This window comes from Erwinia psidii (assembly GCF_003846135.1).
Taxonomy (GTDB): Bacteria; Pseudomonadota; Gammaproteobacteria; order Enterobacterales; family Enterobacteriaceae; genus Erwinia; species Erwinia psidii.
On sequence record NZ_RHHM01000007.1, the window covers coordinates 28,680 to 50,262 of the forward strand.

A 21,583-nucleotide genomic window follows, 5' to 3' on the forward strand; every position below is an offset into this window, starting at 1 on the left:
TTTTCGCCAATTCTTCGCCGGGAAACAGCAGGTTATCGCGTAAAGATGGGTAAAACACCTTTCCACTCTGCACGTTGATCCTTATGCTCAAGGCCAGTTTAATGACCCTGGGAGGCATTATATGGATCGCACAGTAACAAACCCCCGTCAAAGCGCGTTGATATCCACTCATAAGGTTCTGCGTAATACCTATTTTCTCCTTGGATTAACGTTGGCCTTCTCTGCACTGACTGCAACGCTGAGTACCGCGTTTGCCCTGCCCGCTCCTGGTTTTATCCTGATGCTGGTTGGTTTTTACGGGCTGATGTTTCTGACTTACCGACTGGCTGACAGTCCGGCAGGTATTCTGGCAGCCTTTGCGTTCACCGGCTTCCTTGGCTATTGCCTTGGACCATTGCTGAGCAGCCTGCTTTCTGCCGGAATGGGCGATGTTATTGGACTTGCGCTTGGCGGCACCGCACTGGTGTTTTTCTGCTGTTCGGCCTACGTGCTGACAACCCGCAAGGATATGTCATTTCTCGGCGGTATGATGATGGCAGGCTTCGTGGTGCTTCTGGTTGCCGTGGTCGCCAATTTGTTCCTTCATATTCCCGCACTGCATATGGCTATCAGCGTTATGTTTGTGCTGTTTTCGTCAGGGGCAATCCTTTGGGAAACCAGTAACATCATTCATGGCGGTGAAACCAATTATATACGCGCCACGGTGAGCCTTTACGTCTCTGTTTATAATCTTTTTGTAAGCCTGCTTAGCCTCCTTGGGATGTCGCGTAGCAACTGACACCCCGACTCATCTAAATTAAGCTCCACATACGGAGCTTTTTTGTCTGAAGAAAAACAGCCAGTGTCTCTCCGGCCATAATCTTTGTTAAACTGCGTACCGCTAAAAAGAAAGAGGTAGCACAGTGTATTTTGATGGCAAAGAAATTGAGCGTGACGCACAGGGTTATCTGAAGTCCATTACCGACTGGAATGAGACAATAGCTCCCTTACTGGCCCAAGAGGAAGGTATCGTCCTGAGTGAAGCACACTGGGAAGTGGTATTTTTTGTGCGCGAATTTTATCTGGAGTTCAATACTTCGCCTGCTGTGCGCATGCTGGTTAAGGCAATGGCAAAAAAATATGGCGAGGAAAAAGGAAACAGCCGCTATTTATTCCGACTTTTCCCTAAAGGTCCCGCGAAACAGGCGACTAAAATAGCTGGTCTACCGAAACCGGTTAAATGCCTTTAAGCTCTCTTTCAAACCCTGTTGCGAAAATCAGCTGTTCCTGCCAGCAGCTTATCCGATGGTGAAATTTGCTGGCTGTTCCACTGGCTGGTAAGGCTCCGCCAGCACACGTTCGACTTTAGCACTGCGTGGCCCTCCTGCTTTTAACCAGTTAATCAGCGTTTCCACCGCACGTTCTTCACCAACAGCAAGTACCTCAACACTGCCATCAGCAAGGTTTCTCGCATAACCTTTGAGTTTGAGGGCTTTTGCCTCTGACTGTGTGTGATAACGAAACCCCACTCCCTGCACCAGGCCATAAGCCCAGGCCCGCATACCAATTGTTGCCATTCGAATCTCCCGTTGCACCACAGATTGCAATTTAATCTCTGACACCAGACAATAACGTCTGATTCTCTGACAGTAAGCATAGCAAATATGACGGTTCGTTTAATTCTTGCCAAAGGGCGTGAGAAGTCTTTACTTCGCCGCCATCCCTGGGTTTTCTCCGGTGCCATTGCCCGCATGGAAGGTAAAGCGCAGCAAGGGGAAACTATTCACGTCTGTGACAGCAATGGAAAATGGCTTGCCCATGCGGCATGGTCTCCTGACTCGCAAATTCGTGCCCGCGTCTGGAACTGGCAGCAGGATGAGCCGGTTGATATCACTTTTTTCGTGAAACGGCTTAACATCGCTCAGCAGCTTCGTGACTGGCTGGCTGTGCGGGATAATCTGGACAGCTACCGCCTGATTGCCGGTGAATCCGACGGTATGCCCGGAATTACTATCGATCGCTTCGGTAATTTTCTGGTTTTACAACTGCTTTCAGCCGGTGCTGAATACCAACGAGTATCGTTAATCAGTGCCCTGCAACAATGCTACCCAGAGTGTTCGATTTATGACCGTTCCGATGTGGCCGTCCGTAAGAAAGAGGGACTGGAGTTGGTTCAGGGAGTCGTTGTGGGAGAAACACCCCCTGCACTGTTGCCTGTCACCGAACATGGCATGAAACTGTTAGTGGATATCTGTACCGGGCATAAAACGGGTTATTATCTCGATCAACGTGACAGCCGTTTTGCTACCCGCCGCTACGCCGCGGGTGCTCGTGTGCTGAACTGTTTCTCTTACACTGGTGGTTTTGCTGTTTCGGCCCTGATGGGCAACTGTGCACAGGTAATCAGCGTTGATACTTCACAGTCGGCGCTGGATGTGGCACGACAAAATATTGCACTCAACGGACTGGATTTATCGAAAGCTGAATTTTTACGTGACGACGTATTTAAACTACTGCGCCGCTACCGTGACAGCGGAGAGAAATTTGATCTGATTGTGATGGATCCCCCGAAATTTGTTGAAAATAAAAATCAGCTCACCGGTGCCTGCCGTGGCTATAAAGATATCAATATGCTGGCAATGCAGTTACTGAATCCCGGCGGCATGTTGCTCACTTTCTCATGCTCCGGGCTGATGCCTACGGACCTGTTCCAGAAAATCATTGCGGATGCCGCGCTGGATGCAGGCAGGGATGTGCAATTTATCGAGCAGTTTCGCCAGGCAGCAGATCACCCGGTAATCGCATCCTACCCGGAAGGATTGTACCTTAAAGGATTTGCCTGTCGCGTCGTGTGACTTGAAAATACACCTCCGCATCCCCATCTTGTGAAAGGACAAGTTTTCAGGAGATGACAATGATTGCCAGTAAGTTTGGACTCGGTCAGCAAGTGCGACATACTTTGCTTGGTTTTCTTGGCGTGGTGGTGGATGTTGATCCGGTGTATTCACTGGATCAACAGGACACTGACAGCGCAACGGGCAGTGAATCGCTGCGTGCTGCACCCTGGTATCATGTGGTGATGGAAAATGAAAATGGTGACACGGTGCATACCTATCTGGCCGAAGCACAGCTTTCATGGGAGCAACCGGGCGAACACCCGGAACACTCTTCTATGGACGAGCTTGCCGCCTCCATCCGTCAGCAGCTTCAGGCCCCACGGTTGAGAAACTAGGCCAGACGCTCACCTAATTCATTCACTTTTTTTTGCAGCCCGAGACGAGGGATCTCAAGTTTCGGGCAGCGATCCATCACCACGTTTAATCCGCCCTGACTTGCCAGCTCTGCCGCCTGATGGTTAATCACCCCAAGTTGCAACCACAGTGATTTCGCGCCAATCGCAATCGCCTCCTGAGCCACATCAAAGGCAGCCTCCGCATTGCGAAAAACATCCACCATATCGACAGGGTTGGGTATATCACGCAGGCATGCGTAAACCTGCTGGCCCAGTAATGTCTGACCAGCCAGCTTCGGACTAACCGGTGTTACTTTATATCCCTGCGCCAGCAAGTAGGCCATAACGGCATAACTGGGACGAGTGATTTTTTCGCTGGCACCGACCAACGCAATGTGGCGGGTCGTGGTCAGAATATCGGCGATGATATTATCCTGCATGGACACCCCTCGTATCAGTCTGCTTCTTAATATTCAAATGCTAAATGGCGATACAGGAAACAGCATTGCCGCCAAAGACTTATTCTACAAATTTAGCACAAATAAATATGTAAAAATGTTAATATCCTGCCATACTGAAAGACTTTGATACATTCAGTCGTTCTGCTTTTTGTTTATCTGGAGAAAGAATGAAGTTGCGTCTGGTTATAGCTGGACTTTTCACTTTTCTGGTCACGGTAACCGCTTCGGCCACCACGCTGAAGCTGGCGCCTGAAATTGACCTGTTAGTGCTGGACGGGCGCAAAATATCCGGCTCGTTGTTAAAAGGTGCTGACGGGCTGGAACTTGAACGAGGCCAGCATCAGCTACTTTTTCGCATCGAAAAAAATCTGAAAGCTGGTGCGCACAGCGCCAGTCGCTGGGTTTCAAGCCCCCTGATAGTAACGTTCAATGCTCAGGTTCAGTCCATTACCATTACCCTGCCAGTGTTAACCACACTGCAACAGGGAATGACGTTTAATCAACGTCCTGAATTTCATCTTTACGATGAACACAGCAAACTGATGGAAAGCCAGCAGGACCGTCTTGTTACGGTCAGTGATGAAAACTTTGAGCAGGCCATGGTTGCTTACAATATGGAAGGAAAGATTGCTTCCGTCCCTCGCTTTGCTCAGCCGCCCACGCCCAGCAATTCATTGTATTTTGCCGGTCATCTGAATGAGGGAAGGACGCCACGCGATCGGGTATTACAGCTCTGGTATGATCAGGTAGACTCAGCCACCCGCCAGCGACTGGCAATGTTGCTGAGAGCGTTGCATGACAGTTGATATTTGTACTTATGCCCGTTAATTTTTTTCATCACGCGGTCGTATCCAGCGGATAACCGCGATGCCGTGACAACGCGACACCTCCGGTCGAATTCAGGAAAAGCAAACCTGGGGAACGGGTTCGTGCGATCCTGATATGAAGACACTCCGGCGTGACGCTTTACCGTGGCGACTCATCACCTGACCGCTGATTTTGTAATCCAGTCGCCGCTTTTTTACGATAACTGCAAATTGCTGTTCCCGACTATCCGGCGATTTTTGCGGAAACACTTCGGATAACCGTGGTCTGACAGCTTGTTCACGGCTTACGCAACGCCGGAACCCCCATTCGTTTAAACTCATCCACAAAAACAGAAGGTTCGGCGGGATCGTAAAGCATCCACACCTGTTTTCTGGCGCGGGTAATGGCAACATATGCCAGCCGCCGCTCCTCGGCATCCACAAAATCTTCCGGCTCAGGCAAAAGAACCTGCTCCATCACCGATTCACGAACGGCCGCTGGAAAACCATCATCTCCTGCTTTTAATCCCAATAACATTACATAGTCGGCCTGCTGTCCTTTACTGGCATGGATGGTTGTACAGTCAATCTTCAGCTTAGGCCAGCGCGTTCGGGCTTTTTCCAGTAACAGCGGACGCAGGTGATGATAACGGCAGAGCAGCAGGACCCGCTCATCGGGCGTCGCATAACCGCTGATTTTGTCGAGTAACGCTTCCATCTGATCCTCCGGCAACAGAGAGACCGATTTTTTATTGCCTTTACTTAAGCTGTTCAACGGTTTCTTAAGCTGATGTGGATTTCGTTGAATAAAGCTATTGGCAATTTCACCGATGCGATCGTTGAAACGGTAAGTTGTATCCAGCACATCGCAATCCCCTTCACCAAAGTGGTGATGGAACGCCGTGGTCAGGGCCATTTCTGCGCCGCTAAAACGATATATAGCCTGCCAGTCGTCACCTACTGCGAACAAAGATGTTTGCTTATTCTGCTTTCTTAAAGCGGCCAGTAACGCAGCACGCTGTGGTGATATATCCTGAAATTCGTCCACAAGAATGTGTTTCCAGGGTGTGATAAAGCGCCCCTTTTCCAGGATATTAATGGCCTGATGAATTAATCCTGAGAAGTCGACGGCCCCCTCCTCTTTCAGGGCATTTTTCCAGGCTTTCATTAATGGAGCCATCAGCTTCACCCGTTTGGCAAATAAATCCCGTATCGCCTCCGGTGCCGACTCAATCATAGCCGCCTGTGAGCCACCATGCATACGCATCAGGCCCAGCCAGCGTTCAAGACGGCTGGCCAACCGCTTCGCCAGCTGATCATCCTGCCAGTAATCATTTTCGTTCAGCTCCCATGCCAGTTCATCTTTTAGCCATTGCCGCCAACCATTCGCATGCGATTTTTTCTCACTGCACTGCTGACGCCATACATTTATCAGCAGTTGATGTCGGCGCGTACTGTCCGATTCCAACTCGCTGATGACAGGTGATTTTGTGCCAGCCTGCTGAATAATGTGCAAAGCAAGCGAATGAAAAGTCCTCGCCTGAATTCCATCAGTTTTAAGCCGGGTTACAATACGATCGTTCATCTCTTCAGCGGCCTGACGGCCAAAGGCCAGTAACAGGATTTGTTCCGGCATTGCCTGTTGACGCATCAACAACCAACCCGCACGCGCCACCAGCACAGAGGTTTTGCCGCTACCAGCTCCTGCAAGTACCAGTAAAGTGTCTTCACCATTAACCACCGCTTTTGCCTGCGAGGGATTAAGTGGCGATGTTTCGACAGTATTGAAGAAGTCAGCATAATCCTGCAGCATTTTCGCCGACCACTGCGCATTGCATTTCTGCCGGCGCTCATCAAGGTTTTCCAGCCACTGCTGAAGAAAGAGATAAGCTTCACGACAGTTAGCAAACTCTTCCATCCGTGCAGGGGGCAACGGCAGCGAAGATAACGCGAGCTGAATAGCCTGACGCCAGCCAGCCATTTCACTGCGCTTCAGCCACTTATCCAGCTGCTCTAATTGTCGGAATTTTGCTATCTGTTCATTCAGAACCTGAGCAGATACGATACTCATCTCGTCGCTCCAGCTCTGCCATGATTGGTTCAGATAATGAAAAAAACGTTGCGTTTCCTGCCATTCCGTACCATGAAGCCGAACGACTTTTTCATCAGGGAGGGTAAACTCCAGCTCTCCCCAAACAAGACCACGTTTGCACCTGATAGCAAGAAGCTGATTAAAAGGAATAAGATACTCATGTTTTTCACCACTGACCTCCACGCCAGCAGATAACAACCTCACACGGTTATAGGGATGTTGTGCAAGATGCTTACCAAGCGACGTAGCTTTGAGTTCCATGATCTTCCCGGGAGAGTGGTTATCTTGTTGGCAGTAGTTTAACTGGCGAGACTTTACCGCTCCAGCCTTAAAAAACGATATAATCAAGGTATTGAACTATCCTGTACATCGGGTCTGAAGGAACAAAACCAATGCGTGCTGTCTTAAATATTTTGAACTTCGTTCTGGGCGGCTTTCTCACCACCGCTTCCTGGCTGATTGCAACACTTATCAGCATTATTTTCATCTTCACTCTGCCGTTAACCCGTTCCTGCTGGGAAATTACCAGGTTATCCCTGCTACCCTATGGCAACGAGGCAGTGCATGTCGACGAACTCACCCCCGAGAAGAGAAACCTGTTAATGAACTCTGGTGGGACATTACTGAATATTTTGTGGTTTATTTTTTTCGGCTGGTGGCTTTGTCTGATGCATATCATGACCGGAATAACTCAGTGCATTACCCTGATTGGCATTCCAACTGGCATCGCTAACTTCAAGATAGCGGTCATTGCGCTATGGCCGGTCGGCCGTCGTGTTGTCAGCATTGAAGTCGCCAGGGCCGCGCGCGAAGCCAACGCACGCCGTCGGTTTAATTGAGTCTGCAATGCCCTTAACGCTGACACTCTATCTGAGACGCTATATCTGTAACAGCACACTGCTGTACAACCTGCGTATTCTGATTGCGCTTGCAGGAACCACAGGACTGCCCTGGTGGCTGGACCAAATCACCTGGACTATTCCATTAACGCTGGGTGTGGTGGCAGCGGCACTTACCGATTTGGATGACCGCCTGACCGGCAGACTGCGTAATCTACTGATAACGCTAGTCTGTTTCTGCGTGGCATCAGTCTCGGTTGAATTGCTTTCGCCCTATCCGTGGCTGTTTGTCATCGGTTTAGCGCTTTCAACCTGGGGTTTCATTCTGCTGGGCGCACTGGGGCAACGGTATGCCACCATCGCTTTTGGTGCTCTGCTTATCGCTATCTATACCTTGCTGGGAGTCGGGCTTTTTCCCCAATGGTATCTGCAACCTTCACTGCTACTAATCGGTGCCATCTGGTACAACCTGTTAACACTGACAGGCCACCTGATTTTTCCTATTCGACCATTGCAGGAAAATATTGCCCGAAGCTTTGAAGGTCTGGCAGTTTATCTGGAAGCAAAAGCAAGTCTCTTTGATCCCGATGCAATCGAAGAAAAGAATGACCGCTCGCTGATTGATGTGGCAATGGCCAACAGTCAACTGGTTGCCACGCTGAATGAAACCAAAATATCCATCCAGTCACGATTGCGCGGTGACCGGGGACAGCGAGGAACGCGTCGCACGCTGCACTACTATTTTGTTGCTCAGGATATTCACGAGCGCGCCAGCTCGTCTCATGTTCAGTATCACTTTTTACGCCAGGAGTATCGTTACAGCGACATTCTGTTCCGTTTTCAGCGTCTGCTATCCCTGCAGGGCAAAGCCTGCCAGCAACTGGCCCACTGTATTTTAATGCGTGAAATATACCAGCATGATGACTGCTTTGACCGCGCATTTGTGCATCTCAACGCTGCCCTGGAGCGCCTGAGAGCATCCAGACCGTCCAGCCGTGATATGCAGGCAATGACTTATCTGCTGCATAATCTGAAAGCTATCGATGCGCAGCTGGCAACCATCGAGTCAGAGCAGGATCCCGAGCAGGACCCTGCCAGCCACGATCAGAGCCTGTCGAATGAGGATCTGAACGGATGGACAGATATCCGGTTACGCATTAGCCGTCATCTCACACCACATTCGGCTCTGTTTCGCCATGCAGTACGTCTCTCTTTGCTACTTTGCAGCGGATATTCTTTTATTAAACTGACAGGAATGGAGCATGGCTACTGGATCCTGTTAACCAGCCTGTTTGTCTGCCAGCCGAATTATAATGCCACTAAACGCCGACTCGCTTTACGAATTGTTGGAACGGTAGGAGGTATTATCGTCGGCCTTCCACTGTTGTTACTGGTCCCTTCGGTTGAAGGCCAGTTAGTTCTGATCGTACTCAGTGGAGTACTGTTTTTTGCTTTTCGTCAGTCACGTTATGCTAATGCCACCCTGTTTATCACTCTGTTGGTACTGTGTTGTTTTAGTCTGCTGGGTGAAGGCTTTGACATTGCCCTGCCACGCATTATTGACACATTAATCGGTTGCGGTATTGCCTGGCTGGCCGTGGCTTTTATCTGGCCAGACTGGCGTTTTCGCAGACTTTCATCGGTAACAGAGCGTACAATGGAGACTAATTGTCGCTATCTGGATGCGATTCTCGTGCAGTATCATCAGGGCAAAGATAACCGACTGGATTACCGTATCGCGCGCCGGGATGCCCACAATAGCGATGCCGAACTGGCCTCTGTCGTGTCGAATATCTCTGCTGAAAAAAATACCAGCGCGACACTTCGGGAAAATGCTTTCCATCTGCTGTGCCTTAATCACTCTTTTTTAAGTTATATCTCGGCTCTGGGAGCGCACCGGGAGAAAATCACCAGTCAGCCAATGCTGCAACTCATGGATGACACTGTCTGCTATGTCGGTGACATTTTGCTGTCAGGTGTGGAGGATGAAGCGAAAGCGCAGCGACTTCTGAACAACCTGTCGCTGCGAATTGAAGCGATGCACGTCACCCCGGAAACAAAAGAACCTCTTGTACTGCAACAGGTTGGCTTATTGATTGCGTTACTCCCCGAAATTGCACAGTCAAAGAAGCAGATTATGAGCGGGTAGATGTTGGTTTCTCAGCAAAACGCTTCAGGCGTAAAGTCTCGCTGTACCAGTGCCGAAGTTCTGCTTTAAGCGCCGGTGGTAATGCCTCATGATGCTGCCCCAGAATCGCCCCTTCCAGAGCAAACAATACATTAATCCCTAAATTCTGATTAAGCGCATGCAATTTCAACCAACACCGCCGCGATCCCTGCTCTTTGAGCATTTTTACAGTACTTATGCCAACGTGACGTAGCAGCACTTCAAGGCGCATCGTCAGGTTAGGAAGATCTTTGAGTCGACGGTTGTGTCGGTTCCATGCACGCTGTTGTATCGCCCCTTGCAGGCAAAGCTTTGACAACGCTAATAATTGCTGTGGTTCGTCCCACAAAGGCTCATCCACCTGATAGTATTCAAGCGAGACGGGTATTCCGTGCTTGTTAATCGTTAAGGATTTCATCTTCCTTTTTATAATGTATGGTCTGGCCTTGTCACAGGCCCTCAGGTAGAGCTCTCCATTAGCAACTAATGCAAAAACAACACAATCCACTGAGAGGCTGTAACCACCAAACTGACTTCGGCAGGTTATATCCCCTAACTGAGCAAGTTTGTCTTTTGTAGTGGCGATCCTGTTTTTAGTGTCTTCCATAATATTTTTCCTTAACTGTTTCATTTACACATATTTCCTGAAAAGGAAAGTATGCAATAGCGGTTACAGGTTCAATTACTAATTGCTGTTGCGGTCTCTTACATTGCGATTTTGCGAGACGTTTTGAAAAAATAAGATTGATCTTTGCTTATGACAAATATACTGTACATCCATACAGCATCCATGAGAACAATGTCATTATGCAGACACATTTCATTCAATCTCAGCTCATTAACAACAGCTTTCGCGCGGCACCCTCCTGTTCAGCTCAGCCTTCGACCAACGCAACAGGTTTGATAAGCGAACTTATATATAGTGAGAACCAGTTAGATATGACCCAGCTACTGCTGGTGCCTCTGCTGCAACAACGGGGAGCAGAGTCACGTTGGCAACTCTGGCTTACCCCACGGCAAAGACTCAGCCGCACCTGGCTGATACAGTCTGGCTTACCTCTTGATAAAGTAATGCAGGTTCAATCTTCAGGGACGATTAACACCGTGGAGGCGATGATTACAGCGTTACAGACAGGTAACTACAGTGTGGTTTTAGGCTGGTTACCCAGTGATGTTTCCGTACGCGACCGTCGCAGACTCCAGAAAGCAGCCTCACATGGGCAGGCACTTGGACTAATTATGCGACCAGATACAGAGAATTTTGCTCAATCCAGACCTCTTAATGGATTAAAAATTCAGTCTGGATTGTATCATTAAGTAAAAATAAGAACATTCTCATAACGGTTTTCAGGTCCGCTGAGGATAACTTCATGATTATATTATGACTCGATGTGACAATGAGTTAGCTGTGTTTTTGCCGGATCGATTTCATACAGAACCTGCCGATAAATGTGTAGAAATGTGTCAGTAGCTCTGTTTTTTTACAGACGTGTGTCACATCATACTTGTAACTTTGCTTGTACGTTGTAGACTTTACGTCGCCAGGGTGCTCTATAATCTTCCTTTCTTGGATGAGACATAATCGAGCGTCTTAATACCCGGCGAAGGATTAATCAAAGAGCTAATTAAAGCTCATTGCCTATTTGGATGATAACGAGGCGCAAAAATGAAAAAGACAGCTATCGCAATTGCAGTGGCACTGGCTGGCTTCGCTACAGTAGCGCAGGCCGCCCCTAAAGATAACACTTGGTATACTGGTGCAAAACTGGGCTGGTCTCAGTATCACGACACTGGCTACTATGGTAACAGTTATACCAACAACGACGGCCCAACGCATGAAAGCCAACTCGGCGCAGGTGCATTTGGTGGCTATCAGGCTAACCAGTACCTCGGCTTCGAACTGGGCTATGACTGGTTAGGCCGTATGCCTTACAAAGGCAACAATGTCAATGGCGCTTTCAAAGCACAGGGCATTCAGCTGGCTGCTAAACTGAGCTACCCAATCATGGATGACCTGGACGTGTATACTCGTTTAGGCGGTATGGTATGGCGCGCTGATTCTACTCAGAACAACAACGGCATCCGCATTTCTGACCACGACACCGGCGTTTCTCCGCTGGCAGCCGTTGGTGTTGAGTACGCGCTGACCAAAAACTGGGCGACCCGTCTGGATTACCAGTGGGTTAACAACATCGGTGATGCAAACACCGTTGGTACCCGTCCAGACAATGGCATGCTGAGCCTTGGTGTATCCTACCGTTTCGGTCAGGATGATGTTGTTGCTCCGGCACCAGCTCCGGCTCCGGCTCCGGCTCCAGTTGTTGAAACCAAGCGTTTCACCCTGCGTTCCGACGTTCTGTTCAACTTCAATAAAGCTACGTTGAAGCCAGAAGGCCAGCAGGCTCTGGATCAGCTGTATACCCAGCTGAGCTCTCTGGATCCTAAAGATGGTTCTGTAATCGTTCTGGGCTATTCCGATCGCATCGGTTCAGAGCAATACAACCAGAAGCTGTCTGAGAAACGTGCTCAGTCTGTTGTTGACTATCTCGTTTCTAAAGGTATCCCTTCTAACAAAATCTCTGCACGTGGCATGGGCAAATCTAACCCAGTTACTGGAAACACCTGTGACAGCGTGAAAGGCCGTAAAGCCCTGATCGATTGCCTGGCTCCAGATCGTCGTGTAGAAATTCAGGTTAAAGGTATCAAAGACGTAGTAACACAGCCTCAGGGCTAATTACGTTGATACATAATAGCCCGCATGTTAAGGAATTTTATTCTTACAGCGGGCCGTTAAAAATACAGGCGCAGAGAATGTTTATCGCTTATCCAGTGAATAAACCTTTGTGCCTGTAGATTATTTGTCTTATCAGTAAATGTAATACCGTTTCATTTCCTCTGACTGCCATAGGTTATTCCTCATCCAGTCAGATATCGTATTGAGTCGGCCTTCTCAGCCAGCTATCTTTCCTGGTCTGGCTTCCCTAATATCGCTTTCAAATCCTGTTTCAAAGAATTCATCTGACTGGCGTACTTTTCTTTGTGTTCAGCATCTTCTATCAGCTGAACAATGGTTTCAGACAATGTGCTGTCCCGGCGCTGTGCCAGAGCCGCCAGTCGCTGCCACACCAGATACTCCAGATCGATAGACTTTTTTCGTGTGTGCTGATGTTCAGCATTAAAGTGGCGCTTACGTCTGGCACGAATGGTTTGTTTCATGCGATTTTGCAGGGCTGGATTTATATGACGTGCAATCCATCGCAGCACCTCGACGGGACGATTCTCCATGGCCAGTAATTCATCCACTGCCACCTGAGCAGCGCTAAACTCCAGGTAGCGCGTAATCATTTCACCCTCCCGGTGTTTTTTAACCAGATATTTCCATTTCCACCCACTTTCAAGATTTTCCAGCTGCTGATATTTCATCGGAATCTCATGTTATTAACTGACCTACCCAGAATAACAGCTTTTCTGACGCTGCCGCATTGAAAACCATCCTGCGCATGAAACGACAGGGAGTGCATGTCTGCGATGCTTAACAGAGCAAAATCCAGTATAATATCCGTTTTTACTCAATTCAGAAAAAATACGATAACTTTGACCAACAACCGACTGGAATGGCGCGCCTTACAGCCCGATACTGATGATATTCAGCCCCTTTTCTCGCAGGTACCTGACGACAACTCCAGTTGCTTTGCTTCAGTGCAACCACGTCTGTTCAACGGTCTGAATCTGCTACTGCAAACGACGGCGAAACTTCCACTCATGCTGATCAGATCGGCTGAAAATGCTGAATATTTTTCCCGGATAAAAGAAATCATGGAGGAAATTTCAGCAGAAGATGAGGCAGAACTGTTCGGTGGACACTATCAGATTGACGGTATGTCGGTAACCTGGCGTCCCGTTGCATCCGTACAGGACAATTTCGCCAGCGAGGGAGGCATTCACTATGCTGACTGGATTGAAGCTGAGCAGCTTTTTGGCTGTGTACGTCGGTATGAACAAACACTGACCTTACAACCGGGGTTGCTTCATCAGGCAAATGGCGGAACCCTGATGCTCTCTTTGCGTACTCTGCTGGCGCAACCGTTACTATGGCTAAGGCTTAGGAAAATTCTGCTAACACAACAGTATGACTGGTATTCTCCTGATGAAACCCGACCATTACCTGTCGCTATCCCCCCCATGCCCATGCAATTTCGTCTGGTATTGGCAGGTGAACGTGATGCTCTCGCCGATTTCCAGGAAATGGAGCCTGACCTTTCAATGCAGGCACTCTACTCAGAATTTGAAGAAAGCCTCCAGATCGGTGACGGAGAGGATTTCAGCCTGTGGGTGAAATGGGTACGGTTAGTGGCAATAAAGGAAGGAATATCTGCTATTGCCGATGACACATGGCCAGTGCTGATCTGCGAAGGAGCCAGATATACAGGCGATCAGGATATCTTGCCACTTTGTCCTGTATGGCTAAGTCACCAGCTACAGGAAGCGCTGATGTACAGCCCTGATGACAGCCTGAATGGCGAGCATATGCAAAATGCCCTGGAAACCCGCGAGTGGCGGGAAGGTTTCCTTGCTGATCGAGTACGTGACGAAATATTACTGGACCAGGTTCTTATCGAGACAGAAGGTGAAATGATTGGGCAAATCAATGCGCTTTCAGTTATTGAATTCCCCGGACATCCCCGCGCCTTCGGTGAACCCTCCCGTCTCAGCTGCGTAGTACATGTTGGTGATGGTGAATTTACCGATGTTGAGCGTAAAGCCGAACTGGGCGGCAATATTCATGCGAAAGGCATGATGATTATGCAGGCCTGGTTAATTGCCGAACTGGAGCTTGAACAGCAGCTTCCTTTTTCCGCTTCGCTGGTCTTTGAGCAATCTTATTCCGAACTGGATGGCGACAGTGCCTCACTGGCCGGGCTTTGCGCTTTAATCAGTGCTCTGGCATCTCAGCCTGTCAGCCAGCAAATTGCTGTGACGGGTTCGGTCGACCAGTTTGGTCGGGTACAGGCTGTAGGCGGCCTTAATGAGAAAATTGAAGGCTTTTTCCATATCTGTAACCAGCGCACTCTTAGCGGAAAGCAGGGTGTGATCATTCCACTCGCCAACGTGCGCCATCTCTCCCTGAATAAGGACGTGGTTAACGCAGTTCGCGAAGAAAAATTCCATATCTGGGCAGTCAGTAGTATTGATGAAGCGTTGCCTTTACTTACCGGTGTCGAGTGGGATAAAGAAAACGCGCCTTGCCTGCTCCGTTCTATTCAGGAGCGTATTGCGCAAATTACTCAGCAGGATCGGCATCAACATGCCTGGCCACTGCGCTGGCTTAACTGGTTCAACCAGAATTAACCTGACTTGTTCAGCTTACACCTGTAAGTTAGAATCCGTGCTTCATTAAATAAGGCTTATTGAAAACATGGTAGATAAACGCGACTCCTATACAAAAGAAGACCTGATTGCATCTGGTCAGGGTAAACTTTTCGGCGCTGAAGGCCCACCACTGCCAGCCGGAAACATGCTAATGATGGACCGTGTAATAAAAATGACCGAAGACGGTGGTAATTTCGGAAAAGGCTTTGTGGAAGCAGAACTGGATATCAATCCAGACCTGTGGTTTTTCAGCTGCCATTTTATTAACGATCCTGTAATGCCAGGCTGTCTTGGTCTTGATGCCATGTGGCAACTGGTCGGTTTCTATCTGGGCTGGTTGGGCGCGGTAGGTAAAGGCCGTGCGCTGGGCGTGGGCGAAGTGAAGTTCAGCGGCCAGATTCTGCCAGACGCGAAAAAAGTTTCATATCGCATTCATTTCAAGCGTGTGATTAACCGCAAGCTGGTGATGGGTGTGGCAGACGGCGAAGTGCTGGTTGATGGTAAAGTGATTTACACCGCCAGCGACCTGAAAGTCGGCCTGTTTAAAGATACCGCAGCTTTCTGAATCCCCTTCAGACGGAAACCTCCGCAATGCGGAGGTTCTTCCTTATACAACCTGATTTGTAGTTAAATGCTACAAATCAGGTCATTGATATGAACAATCGGATTACGTAGTAACCGTCCTGTCCTCCATGGCTTGTCGCCAGCCTCCCAACCAGTGAGACCTCGCGTCTATCATTTGATAGGGACACATCTCTTTGGAACGTCCGGTAATTCCGGCATGGTAGCCTCTGGAGTGTGCCCGTTCGAGTCGATCTCGTTTCTGTCTCTTCATCATGCCTGTAATCCCCTCTTCAGGTCAGGTGGAATCTGGTGGAAAGAAATCAGTGAATGCAATAATTGCAGACACGCATTAATTTTTAACGCCATCCGGCGTAAAAATCAATGCGCAAATTTCACGCCAATGTCACATTTTTCTGCGAAAATTGTCACCCTTTTGCCTAAAGATTGAGTATTCAATCAATAAGTGACGGTAAAAAACAAAAAAGCCCCTGACGGGGCAAAAAGGTGATCCAGTGATGAGCAAATGATTTTCTCGCTACGTTTATTTCCTGTCAGCACACATCTGGCAAACCCGGCGTGAGTGCTAAATATGCCCTGAAAAGGCAGCAAGTTTTTTAGGGAAGCAGGCCCCCCAAACCGCTTGTTGTTGACTCACTGGCTGGCGACGTTACGGATACCATCGGCCATCTGCTGCGCCTCCTGCTGCCAACCCTGAGCCAGCGCCCTCACCAGCGCATCATAACCATCTTCCTTTTGTGGGATCGTCAGTGCAAAGGAGCGCTTAAGGATCTGCCCCTGGTGTTCCAGAACCCAGTCACCGCTGATGACCGCATGACCATCATAACGGCCATGAAAACCACTAATATTAACATTCAGCGTATCGTGCTGTTGACCCAATGGCGAGCCTGATACCAGCCAACCGGGCAGCTGGCTGCTCAGATTGGCGATCAGCGTTTGTTGCAGTTGTTGATCGAGCGGGCTGGCCCAAAGGTTATTGCTGGCAATGACATATTTGACATCACTGCTCTGATAAACCAGACCATTGCCAGCCAGATAATCCGGCACGGCAACATGCTGGACAAACACCGCTGGCCGCAGTCCATTATTGCTGGTGGCGACAGTGCCTTTTTGCGCTGACGGTAGCTGATACCAGGTGGTTTCTGGCGTACTGCTACAGGCTGTGAGGATAAGAGCCAGCGCAACAGGGATCCATTTGATCATTTTTTGGCCTTCTTAGGTTGTGGATCTTGTCCGGGTTTCGCTTCAAACACCAGCGCATTACTTTTACTGTTCAGCGTTCTCAATACCGGTTGCAGTTCACGCAACACCTGATCAAGCCGCTGCATATCGCCAACCATGTTGCTGTAGGCAGGAGATCCAGGCTGGAATGCCTTCATACTACTGTTCAGCTCACGCAGCGTTTTTTGCATATCTTCCGGTAGCTGTTTCATCGAGGGATTGCTGGTGATCTGATTGATATTATCCAGCGTTTTCTGCAACTCCCGCAGCGTCGCTTTACTCTGTTTCAGCGCGCCAGTTGCCTCAGTAACCATCGGATCCAGTGGCAAACTGTTAATCTTATCAAGCGTAGCCACGAGTTTCTGCTGGATCTGCGCCAGGCCACCACTGGTGGTTGGGATCAGCTCATAACCGGCAAACAATGCCGGACCATGATAAGGTTTAACGTTGTCATAAAAGTCCAGATCGACATACAACGAGCCAGTGATCAGGTTGGCCGATTTTAGCGAAGCACGTAGTCCGGTTTTAATTCCATCTTTCAGATGCTGTTGCATATCGAAATCTTTGCCCAGCATACTGGCAAAACGATCGGGTTCAATGCGGACAAGCACCGGAATGCGGTATTCATTATTCAAGTCCTGCGCCACCTCTTTCGAACGATAAGGAACCGCAGCAACGGTGCCAAGGCGGATGCCCCGAAACTCTACCGGTGCCCCAGGTTGCAGGCCACGGACTGAATCACTGAAGAACATCAGGAAGTCTTTATGCACGGTGTACAATGAATCCTGAATACTGCGTTGATCGTCGAACAGCTTATATTCTGCCTGATTATCAGCCGCATGGCCGAGGTCCCACCCTTCCGGTACGTCAAAACTGACGCCACCGCTGAATAAGGTCGTCAACGATCCCATTTCCACCCTCATGCCTGAGGCAGACATATCTACGGCAATCCCGCTGTCTTTCCAGAAACGCACGTTGGTCGTCACCAGCCGATCATAGGGCGCACTGATAAACAACTGATAAGTCATCATGCGTTTATCGGGATCGAAATGACTGGTTTCCACCGACCCAACACGATAGCCACGAAACAATACCGGATCGCCAGCATTCAACTGTCCGGCTCTGGAACTGTCGAGAATAATATGGATGCCCTTCGCATCCAGTGGCGCAAGAGGGGGAGTATCCAGTAGCTTATATTTGTCTGGTTTATCGCCTTTATTACCGGGTTGCAGCTCAATGTAAGCCCCGGAGAGTAAAGTCCCCAGGCCGGTCACGCCTTCACGGCCAATAGCAGGCTTGACCACCCAGAAGGCGGTGTCGCTCTTTAGCAATTTTTCCATTCCGCCATTCAGGCGGGCCTTGATTTCCACATGGTGCAAGTCATCGGTCAGCACTGCACTTTGCACAATCCCAACGTCCACACTACGACTTTTGATGGTGGTTTTACCGCCCTCAATCCCCTCAGCATTAGTGGTGATCAGAGTGACTTCAGGTCCCTGATGGCTGAAGTGATAGAACAGGATCCATGCCCCAATCAGTACAGTGACAACAGGTATTATCCAGACTGGTGACCAGCGTTTGATTTGATCAACCGTCGCCACACCGTGATTATTTTCCTTCAATGCTCGGCTCCTCAGGGCTTTTTTCACTGACACGATCCCAGCTCAGGCGCGGATCGAATGTCATGGCAGCAAACATAGTCAGAATGACCACCATGGCAAACAACAAAGCCCCTATCGCGGGATAAATACTCATCAGCTGTCCCATACGCACCAGCGCAGACAGGATAGCAATGACAAAAACATCGATCATCGACCAGCGTCCAACGAACTCAACCACGTCATAAATTTTATGCATCTTATCGCTGTCCTGATGCATTTTTCCTTTGCCGCTGGCATCCCAGCACAACCAGCCAATTGCCAACATTTTCAGTGATGGCACCATAATACTGGCGATAAAGATCACCAGCGCAATCGGCCAGGAGCCTTCACTCCACAGCAGGATCACTCCAGCCATAATGGTTGAGGTTATTTTGTTACCCAGCGTCTCCGTAACCATAACCGGCATTAAATTAGCCGGGATATACAACAGGAAAGAAGTCACCAGCAGTGCCAGAGTGCATTGCAGGCTGTGCCTGTGACGGATATACCCGTTAGTGGTGCAACGTGGGCATGTGACCTGCCCGGCAACTAACACCGCGGTACAACAACGGCATGAACGCAGGCCCTGGTGCAGCCCACTCACTGCCGGGACAGGCGATACCGGCAATGCCGGCACCGGAGCGATACGCGCCCACAGAGAACGGCGATCGATGCACTGAAAAGCACGCACCTGTAACAGGCAAAAAAAGCACCACGGAATAAAACTGGTACCAATACCAATGTCGCCATAGGCCATCAGCTTGACAAAACTGACCAGCACGCCGGCGAGAAAAATTTCTGCCATTCCCCAGTTTTTAATGCAGAAAAGCATCTTTGCCATAACGCGTTTTATGGATAATGGCAGCCCAACCGGATTAACCAGTAACAGGATAGCCACCATACAGAGTACAGGCAGCGCCTGCACAAAGAGCATAAACAGTGTCGCCAGACTGCTGTAATTCTCCGACACCATCACCTGCGGGATGCGCATCAGCGTGATTTCACTGCTCAGCCCGGCCACGCGCATAGTGGCGAACGGGAACAGGTTAGCCAGCACCAGCATTAACAACGCCGCAAGCGCATACGCGGTGGGGCGCATCTGTGGTTCATGCCAGCTGGCAAGCAACATGGTTTCACAACGCGGACAGTTGGCCTTACTGCCGAGCTGAAGCTCTGGCAGCTGTACCATCAGGTCACACTGTGGGCAAAGCACCCAGCGATCGGCCTGCTGTGATGAGCACATAAATGACCCCTGCTTAATAACCCTGGTATTAACCGTTTTTCAGCGATTCCAGATATTCCCAACGTCCAAATGCCGCTTCCAGCTCCTGCTCTGCCTGCGACAGCGCATCCAGAACCGGTTGGGTAACCTCATGAGGCTGGCTGAAGAATGTCCCATCTGCCACTTCAGCCTGAAGTGACGTCAACTGAACTTCCAGCGCTTCCATTCTCTCCGGCAACTGTTCCAGCTCGCGTTGCAGGTTATAGCTCATTTTGCCAGCCTGACGCCTGACGGTGTCATTTTTTGGCATCTCCTGCACCGCTGACAAACCGCTGGTTTTTGTTACAGAGCGGCTCTGTTTCCAGGCGGCACGTTGCTGCTGTGCATCATGATAGCCCCCGACAAAAGCACCAATTTCGCCAGTTCCTTCGAAAATCCAGCACTCTGTCACCGTGTTATCGACAAACTGTCGATCGTGACTGACCAGCATCACCGTACCCTGATAGCCGTCAATCAACTCCTCCAACAGTTCCAGCGTTTCCACATCGAGGTCGTTGGTGGGTTCATCGAGAATTAACAGGTTGCTGGGTTTGAGAAACAAACGGGCCAGCAAAAGGCGGTTGCGTTCACCACCGGAAAGCGCGCGTACCGGGGTCATCGCGCGCTTGGGATGGAACAGGAAATCCTGCAAATAGCCCAGCACATGCCTGGGTTTACCGTTGACCATCACTTCCTGCTTGCCTTCGGCGAGGTTATCCATCACCGTGCGATCCGGGTCCAGATCGGCACGGTGCTGGTCAAAATAGGCCACCTCCAGCTTTGTGCCTGTATGCACGCGCCCACTGTCCGCCTTCAACTGGTCAAGCATCAGCTTTAACAACGTGGTTTTACCACAGCCGTTAGCACCAATCAGGGCAATCTTGTCGCCGCGCTGCACCTGAACACTAAAGTCACGCACCAACTGTCTGCCAACCACCGCGTAACTGACATTTTCCAGTTCAAAAACAATTTTGCCTGAACGACTGGCTTCCTCTACCTGCATATTAGCTTTGCCCATTACTTCACGACGTTCTGAGCGTTCACGCCGCAGGGCTTTCAGGGCCCGTACCCGACCTTCGTTACGGGTGCGGCGGGCTTTAATGCCCTGACGGATCCATACCTCTTCCTGAGCCAGCTTGCGATCGAACTCCGCGTTCTGCATCTCTTCCACACGCAGCGCTTCTTCCTTTCCCAACAGGTACTGATCGTAGTTACCCGGCCAGGAAACCAGCTTGCCGCGATCGAGATCGACAATTCGCGTCGCCATATTGCGAATAAATGAACGATCGTGAGAGATAAAAATAATGCTGCCCTGAAACGTCTTCAGGAAACTTTCCAACCAGTCGATGGTTTCAATATCCAGGTGGTTGGTAGGCTCATCAAGCATCAGCACGCGTGGATTACTCACCAGCGCCCTGCCCAACGCGGCTTTGCGCAACCAGCCGCCGGAAAGCGACGACAGCAATGTATCACCATCAAGGCCGATTTGCTTGAGCACATCCTGGATACGCGTCTCCAGTTGCCACAGGTTGTGATGGTCGAGAATACTCTGTAACCGCGCCATTTCGTTAAGGTTTTTATCGCAGGGATCGTCCATTACCTGGTGTGAAATAGCATGGTAGGCTTTCAGGTGTCCGGCCTGCTCTTCGACACCTTCGGCAACAAAGTCATACACCGAACCCGCGACGTTACGCGGAGGATCCTGTTGCAGGCGCGAGACCACCAGATCCTGCTCATAAATGATGCGGCCATCGTCCAGAGGCTGTTCACGGTTGATGATTTTCATCAGTGTGGATTTGCCCGCACCATTACGCCCCACCAGACAGACGCGCTCATTTTCTTCAATATGCAGCTCGGTGTTATCTAACAATGGCGCGTCACTGAACGACAGCCAGGCCCCATGAATACTGATCAATGACATAAAACTTATTCC

General features: G+C 49.7%; 21 protein-coding genes. 11 read left to right on the forward strand and 10 right to left on the reverse strand.

Annotated features, from left to right (window positions below):
* The first annotated feature begins 121 nt into the window (after positions 1–121).
* Both yccA and tusE read left to right on the forward strand, forming a co-directional pair.
* Positions 122–778 carry an FtsH protease modulator YccA gene (gene yccA / locus EB241_RS10065; RefSeq protein WP_124233049.1) on the forward strand — a complete coding sequence of 219 codons (657 nt, stop codon included), beginning with the start codon at positions 122–124 and terminating at the stop codon, positions 776–778.
* Between the two features lie 124 nt (positions 779–902).
* Complete coding sequence (tusE, locus tag EB241_RS10070; protein ID WP_124233050.1) at positions 903–1,229, forward strand: sulfurtransferase TusE; 327 nt, start codon at positions 903–905, stop codon at positions 1,227–1,229.
* A gap of 48 nt (positions 1,230–1,277) precedes the next feature.
* On the opposite strand, the gene yccX is transcribed toward tusE, so the two are convergent.
* Positions 1,278–1,556, reverse strand: coding sequence for an acylphosphatase (gene yccX, locus EB241_RS10075; RefSeq protein ID WP_124233051.1), 279 nt, complete (start codon positions 1,554–1,556; stop codon positions 1,278–1,280).
* Between the two features lie 87 nt (positions 1,557–1,643).
* On the opposite strand from yccX, the gene rlmI reads away from it, so the two are divergent.
* Positions 1,644–2,834, forward strand: a complete 1,191-nt coding sequence (gene rlmI, locus EB241_RS10080; RefSeq protein WP_124233052.1) for a 23S rRNA (cytosine(1962)-C(5))-methyltransferase RlmI — start codon at positions 1,644–1,646, stop codon at positions 2,832–2,834.
* 59 nt (positions 2,835–2,893) lie between these two features.
* Positions 2,894–3,211 (forward strand): heat shock protein HspQ, encoded by a 318-nt coding sequence (gene hspQ, locus EB241_RS10085; protein ID WP_124233053.1) that lies wholly within the window; start codon positions 2,894–2,896, stop codon positions 3,209–3,211.
* Here the strand turns inward: hspQ and EB241_RS10090 are convergent.
* Positions 3,208–3,651, reverse strand: a complete 444-nt coding sequence (locus EB241_RS10090) for a CoA-binding protein (RefSeq protein ID WP_124233054.1) — start codon at positions 3,649–3,651, stop codon at positions 3,208–3,210. The genes hspQ and EB241_RS10090 overlap by 4 nt on opposite strands.
* 188 nt (positions 3,652–3,839) lie before the next feature.
* Between EB241_RS10090 and EB241_RS10095 the strand changes: the two genes are divergently transcribed.
* Positions 3,840–4,478, forward strand: coding sequence for a YccT family protein (locus tag EB241_RS10095; protein ID WP_124233055.1), 639 nt, complete (start codon positions 3,840–3,842; stop codon positions 4,476–4,478).
* 298 nt (positions 4,479–4,776) lie between these two features.
* Here EB241_RS10095 and helD read toward each other — a convergent pair whose 3' ends face one another.
* Positions 4,777–6,831, reverse strand: coding sequence for a DNA helicase IV (gene helD / locus EB241_RS10100; protein WP_124233056.1), 2,055 nt, complete (start codon positions 6,829–6,831; stop codon positions 4,777–4,779).
* A gap of 131 nt (positions 6,832–6,962) precedes the next feature.
* Here helD and EB241_RS10105 point away from each other — a divergent pair, with 131 nt between their 5' ends.
* Complete coding sequence (locus EB241_RS10105; protein WP_124233057.1) at positions 6,963–7,409, forward strand: YccF domain-containing protein; 447 nt, start codon at positions 6,963–6,965, stop codon at positions 7,407–7,409.
* Positions 7,410–7,416: 7 nt separating this feature from the next.
* Positions 7,417–9,558, forward strand: coding sequence for a YccS family putative transporter (yccS, locus tag EB241_RS10110; protein ID WP_124233058.1), 2,142 nt, complete (start codon positions 7,417–7,419; stop codon positions 9,556–9,558).
* On the opposite strand, the gene EB241_RS10115 is transcribed toward yccS, so the two are convergent.
* A complete protein-coding gene (locus EB241_RS10115; protein WP_124233059.1) occupies positions 9,545–10,183 on the reverse strand; it encodes a TfoX/Sxy family DNA transformation protein in 639 nt (212 codons plus the stop codon). The two genes, yccS and EB241_RS10115, sit on opposite strands and share 14 nt — an antisense overlap.
* Positions 10,184–10,383: 200 nt before the next feature.
* Between EB241_RS10115 and sulA the strand changes: the two genes are divergently transcribed.
* Together sulA and ompA are read left to right on the forward strand one after the other, a co-directional pair.
* Entirely contained in the window at positions 10,384–10,893 is a 510-nt protein-coding gene (gene sulA, locus EB241_RS10120; RefSeq protein ID WP_124233232.1) for an SOS-induced cell division inhibitor SulA, read from the forward strand.
* A 349-nt stretch (positions 10,894–11,242) separates the two neighbouring features.
* Positions 11,243–12,310, forward strand: coding sequence for a porin OmpA (gene ompA / locus EB241_RS10125; RefSeq protein ID WP_124233060.1), 1,068 nt, complete (start codon positions 11,243–11,245; stop codon positions 12,308–12,310).
* Positions 12,311–12,534: 224 nt separating this feature from the next.
* Here ompA and matP read toward each other — a convergent pair whose 3' ends face one another.
* Positions 12,535–12,999 (reverse strand): macrodomain Ter protein MatP, encoded by a 465-nt coding sequence (gene matP, locus EB241_RS10130; RefSeq protein ID WP_124233061.1) that lies wholly within the window; start codon positions 12,997–12,999, stop codon positions 12,535–12,537.
* Between the two features lie 96 nt (positions 13,000–13,095).
* On the opposite strand from matP, the gene EB241_RS10135 reads away from it, so the two are divergent.
* On the forward strand, positions 13,096–14,925 hold the full coding sequence (locus EB241_RS10135; protein ID WP_124233062.1) for an AAA family ATPase: 1,830 nt from the start codon (positions 13,096–13,098) through the stop codon (positions 14,923–14,925).
* Between the two features lie 67 nt (positions 14,926–14,992).
* On the forward strand, positions 14,993–15,511 hold the full coding sequence (gene fabA, locus EB241_RS10140; protein WP_124233063.1) for a bifunctional 3-hydroxydecanoyl-ACP dehydratase/trans-2-decenoyl-ACP isomerase: 519 nt from the start codon (positions 14,993–14,995) through the stop codon (positions 15,509–15,511).
* 102 nt (positions 15,512–15,613) lie between these two features.
* Here fabA and rmf read toward each other — a convergent pair whose 3' ends face one another.
* The 5 genes from rmf to EB241_RS10165 form a co-directional block, all read right to left on the reverse strand.
* On the reverse strand, positions 15,614–15,781 hold the full coding sequence (gene rmf / locus EB241_RS10145; RefSeq protein ID WP_124233233.1) for a ribosome modulation factor: 168 nt from the start codon (positions 15,779–15,781) through the stop codon (positions 15,614–15,616).
* A 380-nt stretch (positions 15,782–16,161) separates the two neighbouring features.
* Positions 16,162–16,731 (reverse strand): membrane integrity-associated transporter subunit PqiC, encoded by a 570-nt coding sequence (pqiC, locus tag EB241_RS10150; protein WP_124233064.1) that lies wholly within the window; start codon positions 16,729–16,731, stop codon positions 16,162–16,164.
* Complete coding sequence (gene pqiB, locus EB241_RS10155; protein WP_124233065.1) at positions 16,728–18,371, reverse strand: intermembrane transport protein PqiB; 1,644 nt, start codon at positions 18,369–18,371, stop codon at positions 16,728–16,730. The genes pqiC and pqiB overlap by 4 nt, the downstream gene beginning before the upstream one ends.
* A complete protein-coding gene (pqiA, locus tag EB241_RS10160) occupies positions 18,358–19,632 on the reverse strand; it encodes a membrane integrity-associated transporter subunit PqiA (protein ID WP_124233066.1) in 1,275 nt (424 codons plus the stop codon). The genes pqiB and pqiA overlap by 14 nt, the downstream gene beginning before the upstream one ends.
* A 28-nt stretch (positions 19,633–19,660) precedes the next feature.
* Complete coding sequence (locus EB241_RS10165) at positions 19,661–21,571, reverse strand: ABC transporter ATP-binding protein (protein WP_124233067.1); 1,911 nt, start codon at positions 21,569–21,571, stop codon at positions 19,661–19,663.
* Positions 21,572–21,583 lie beyond the last annotated feature (12 nt).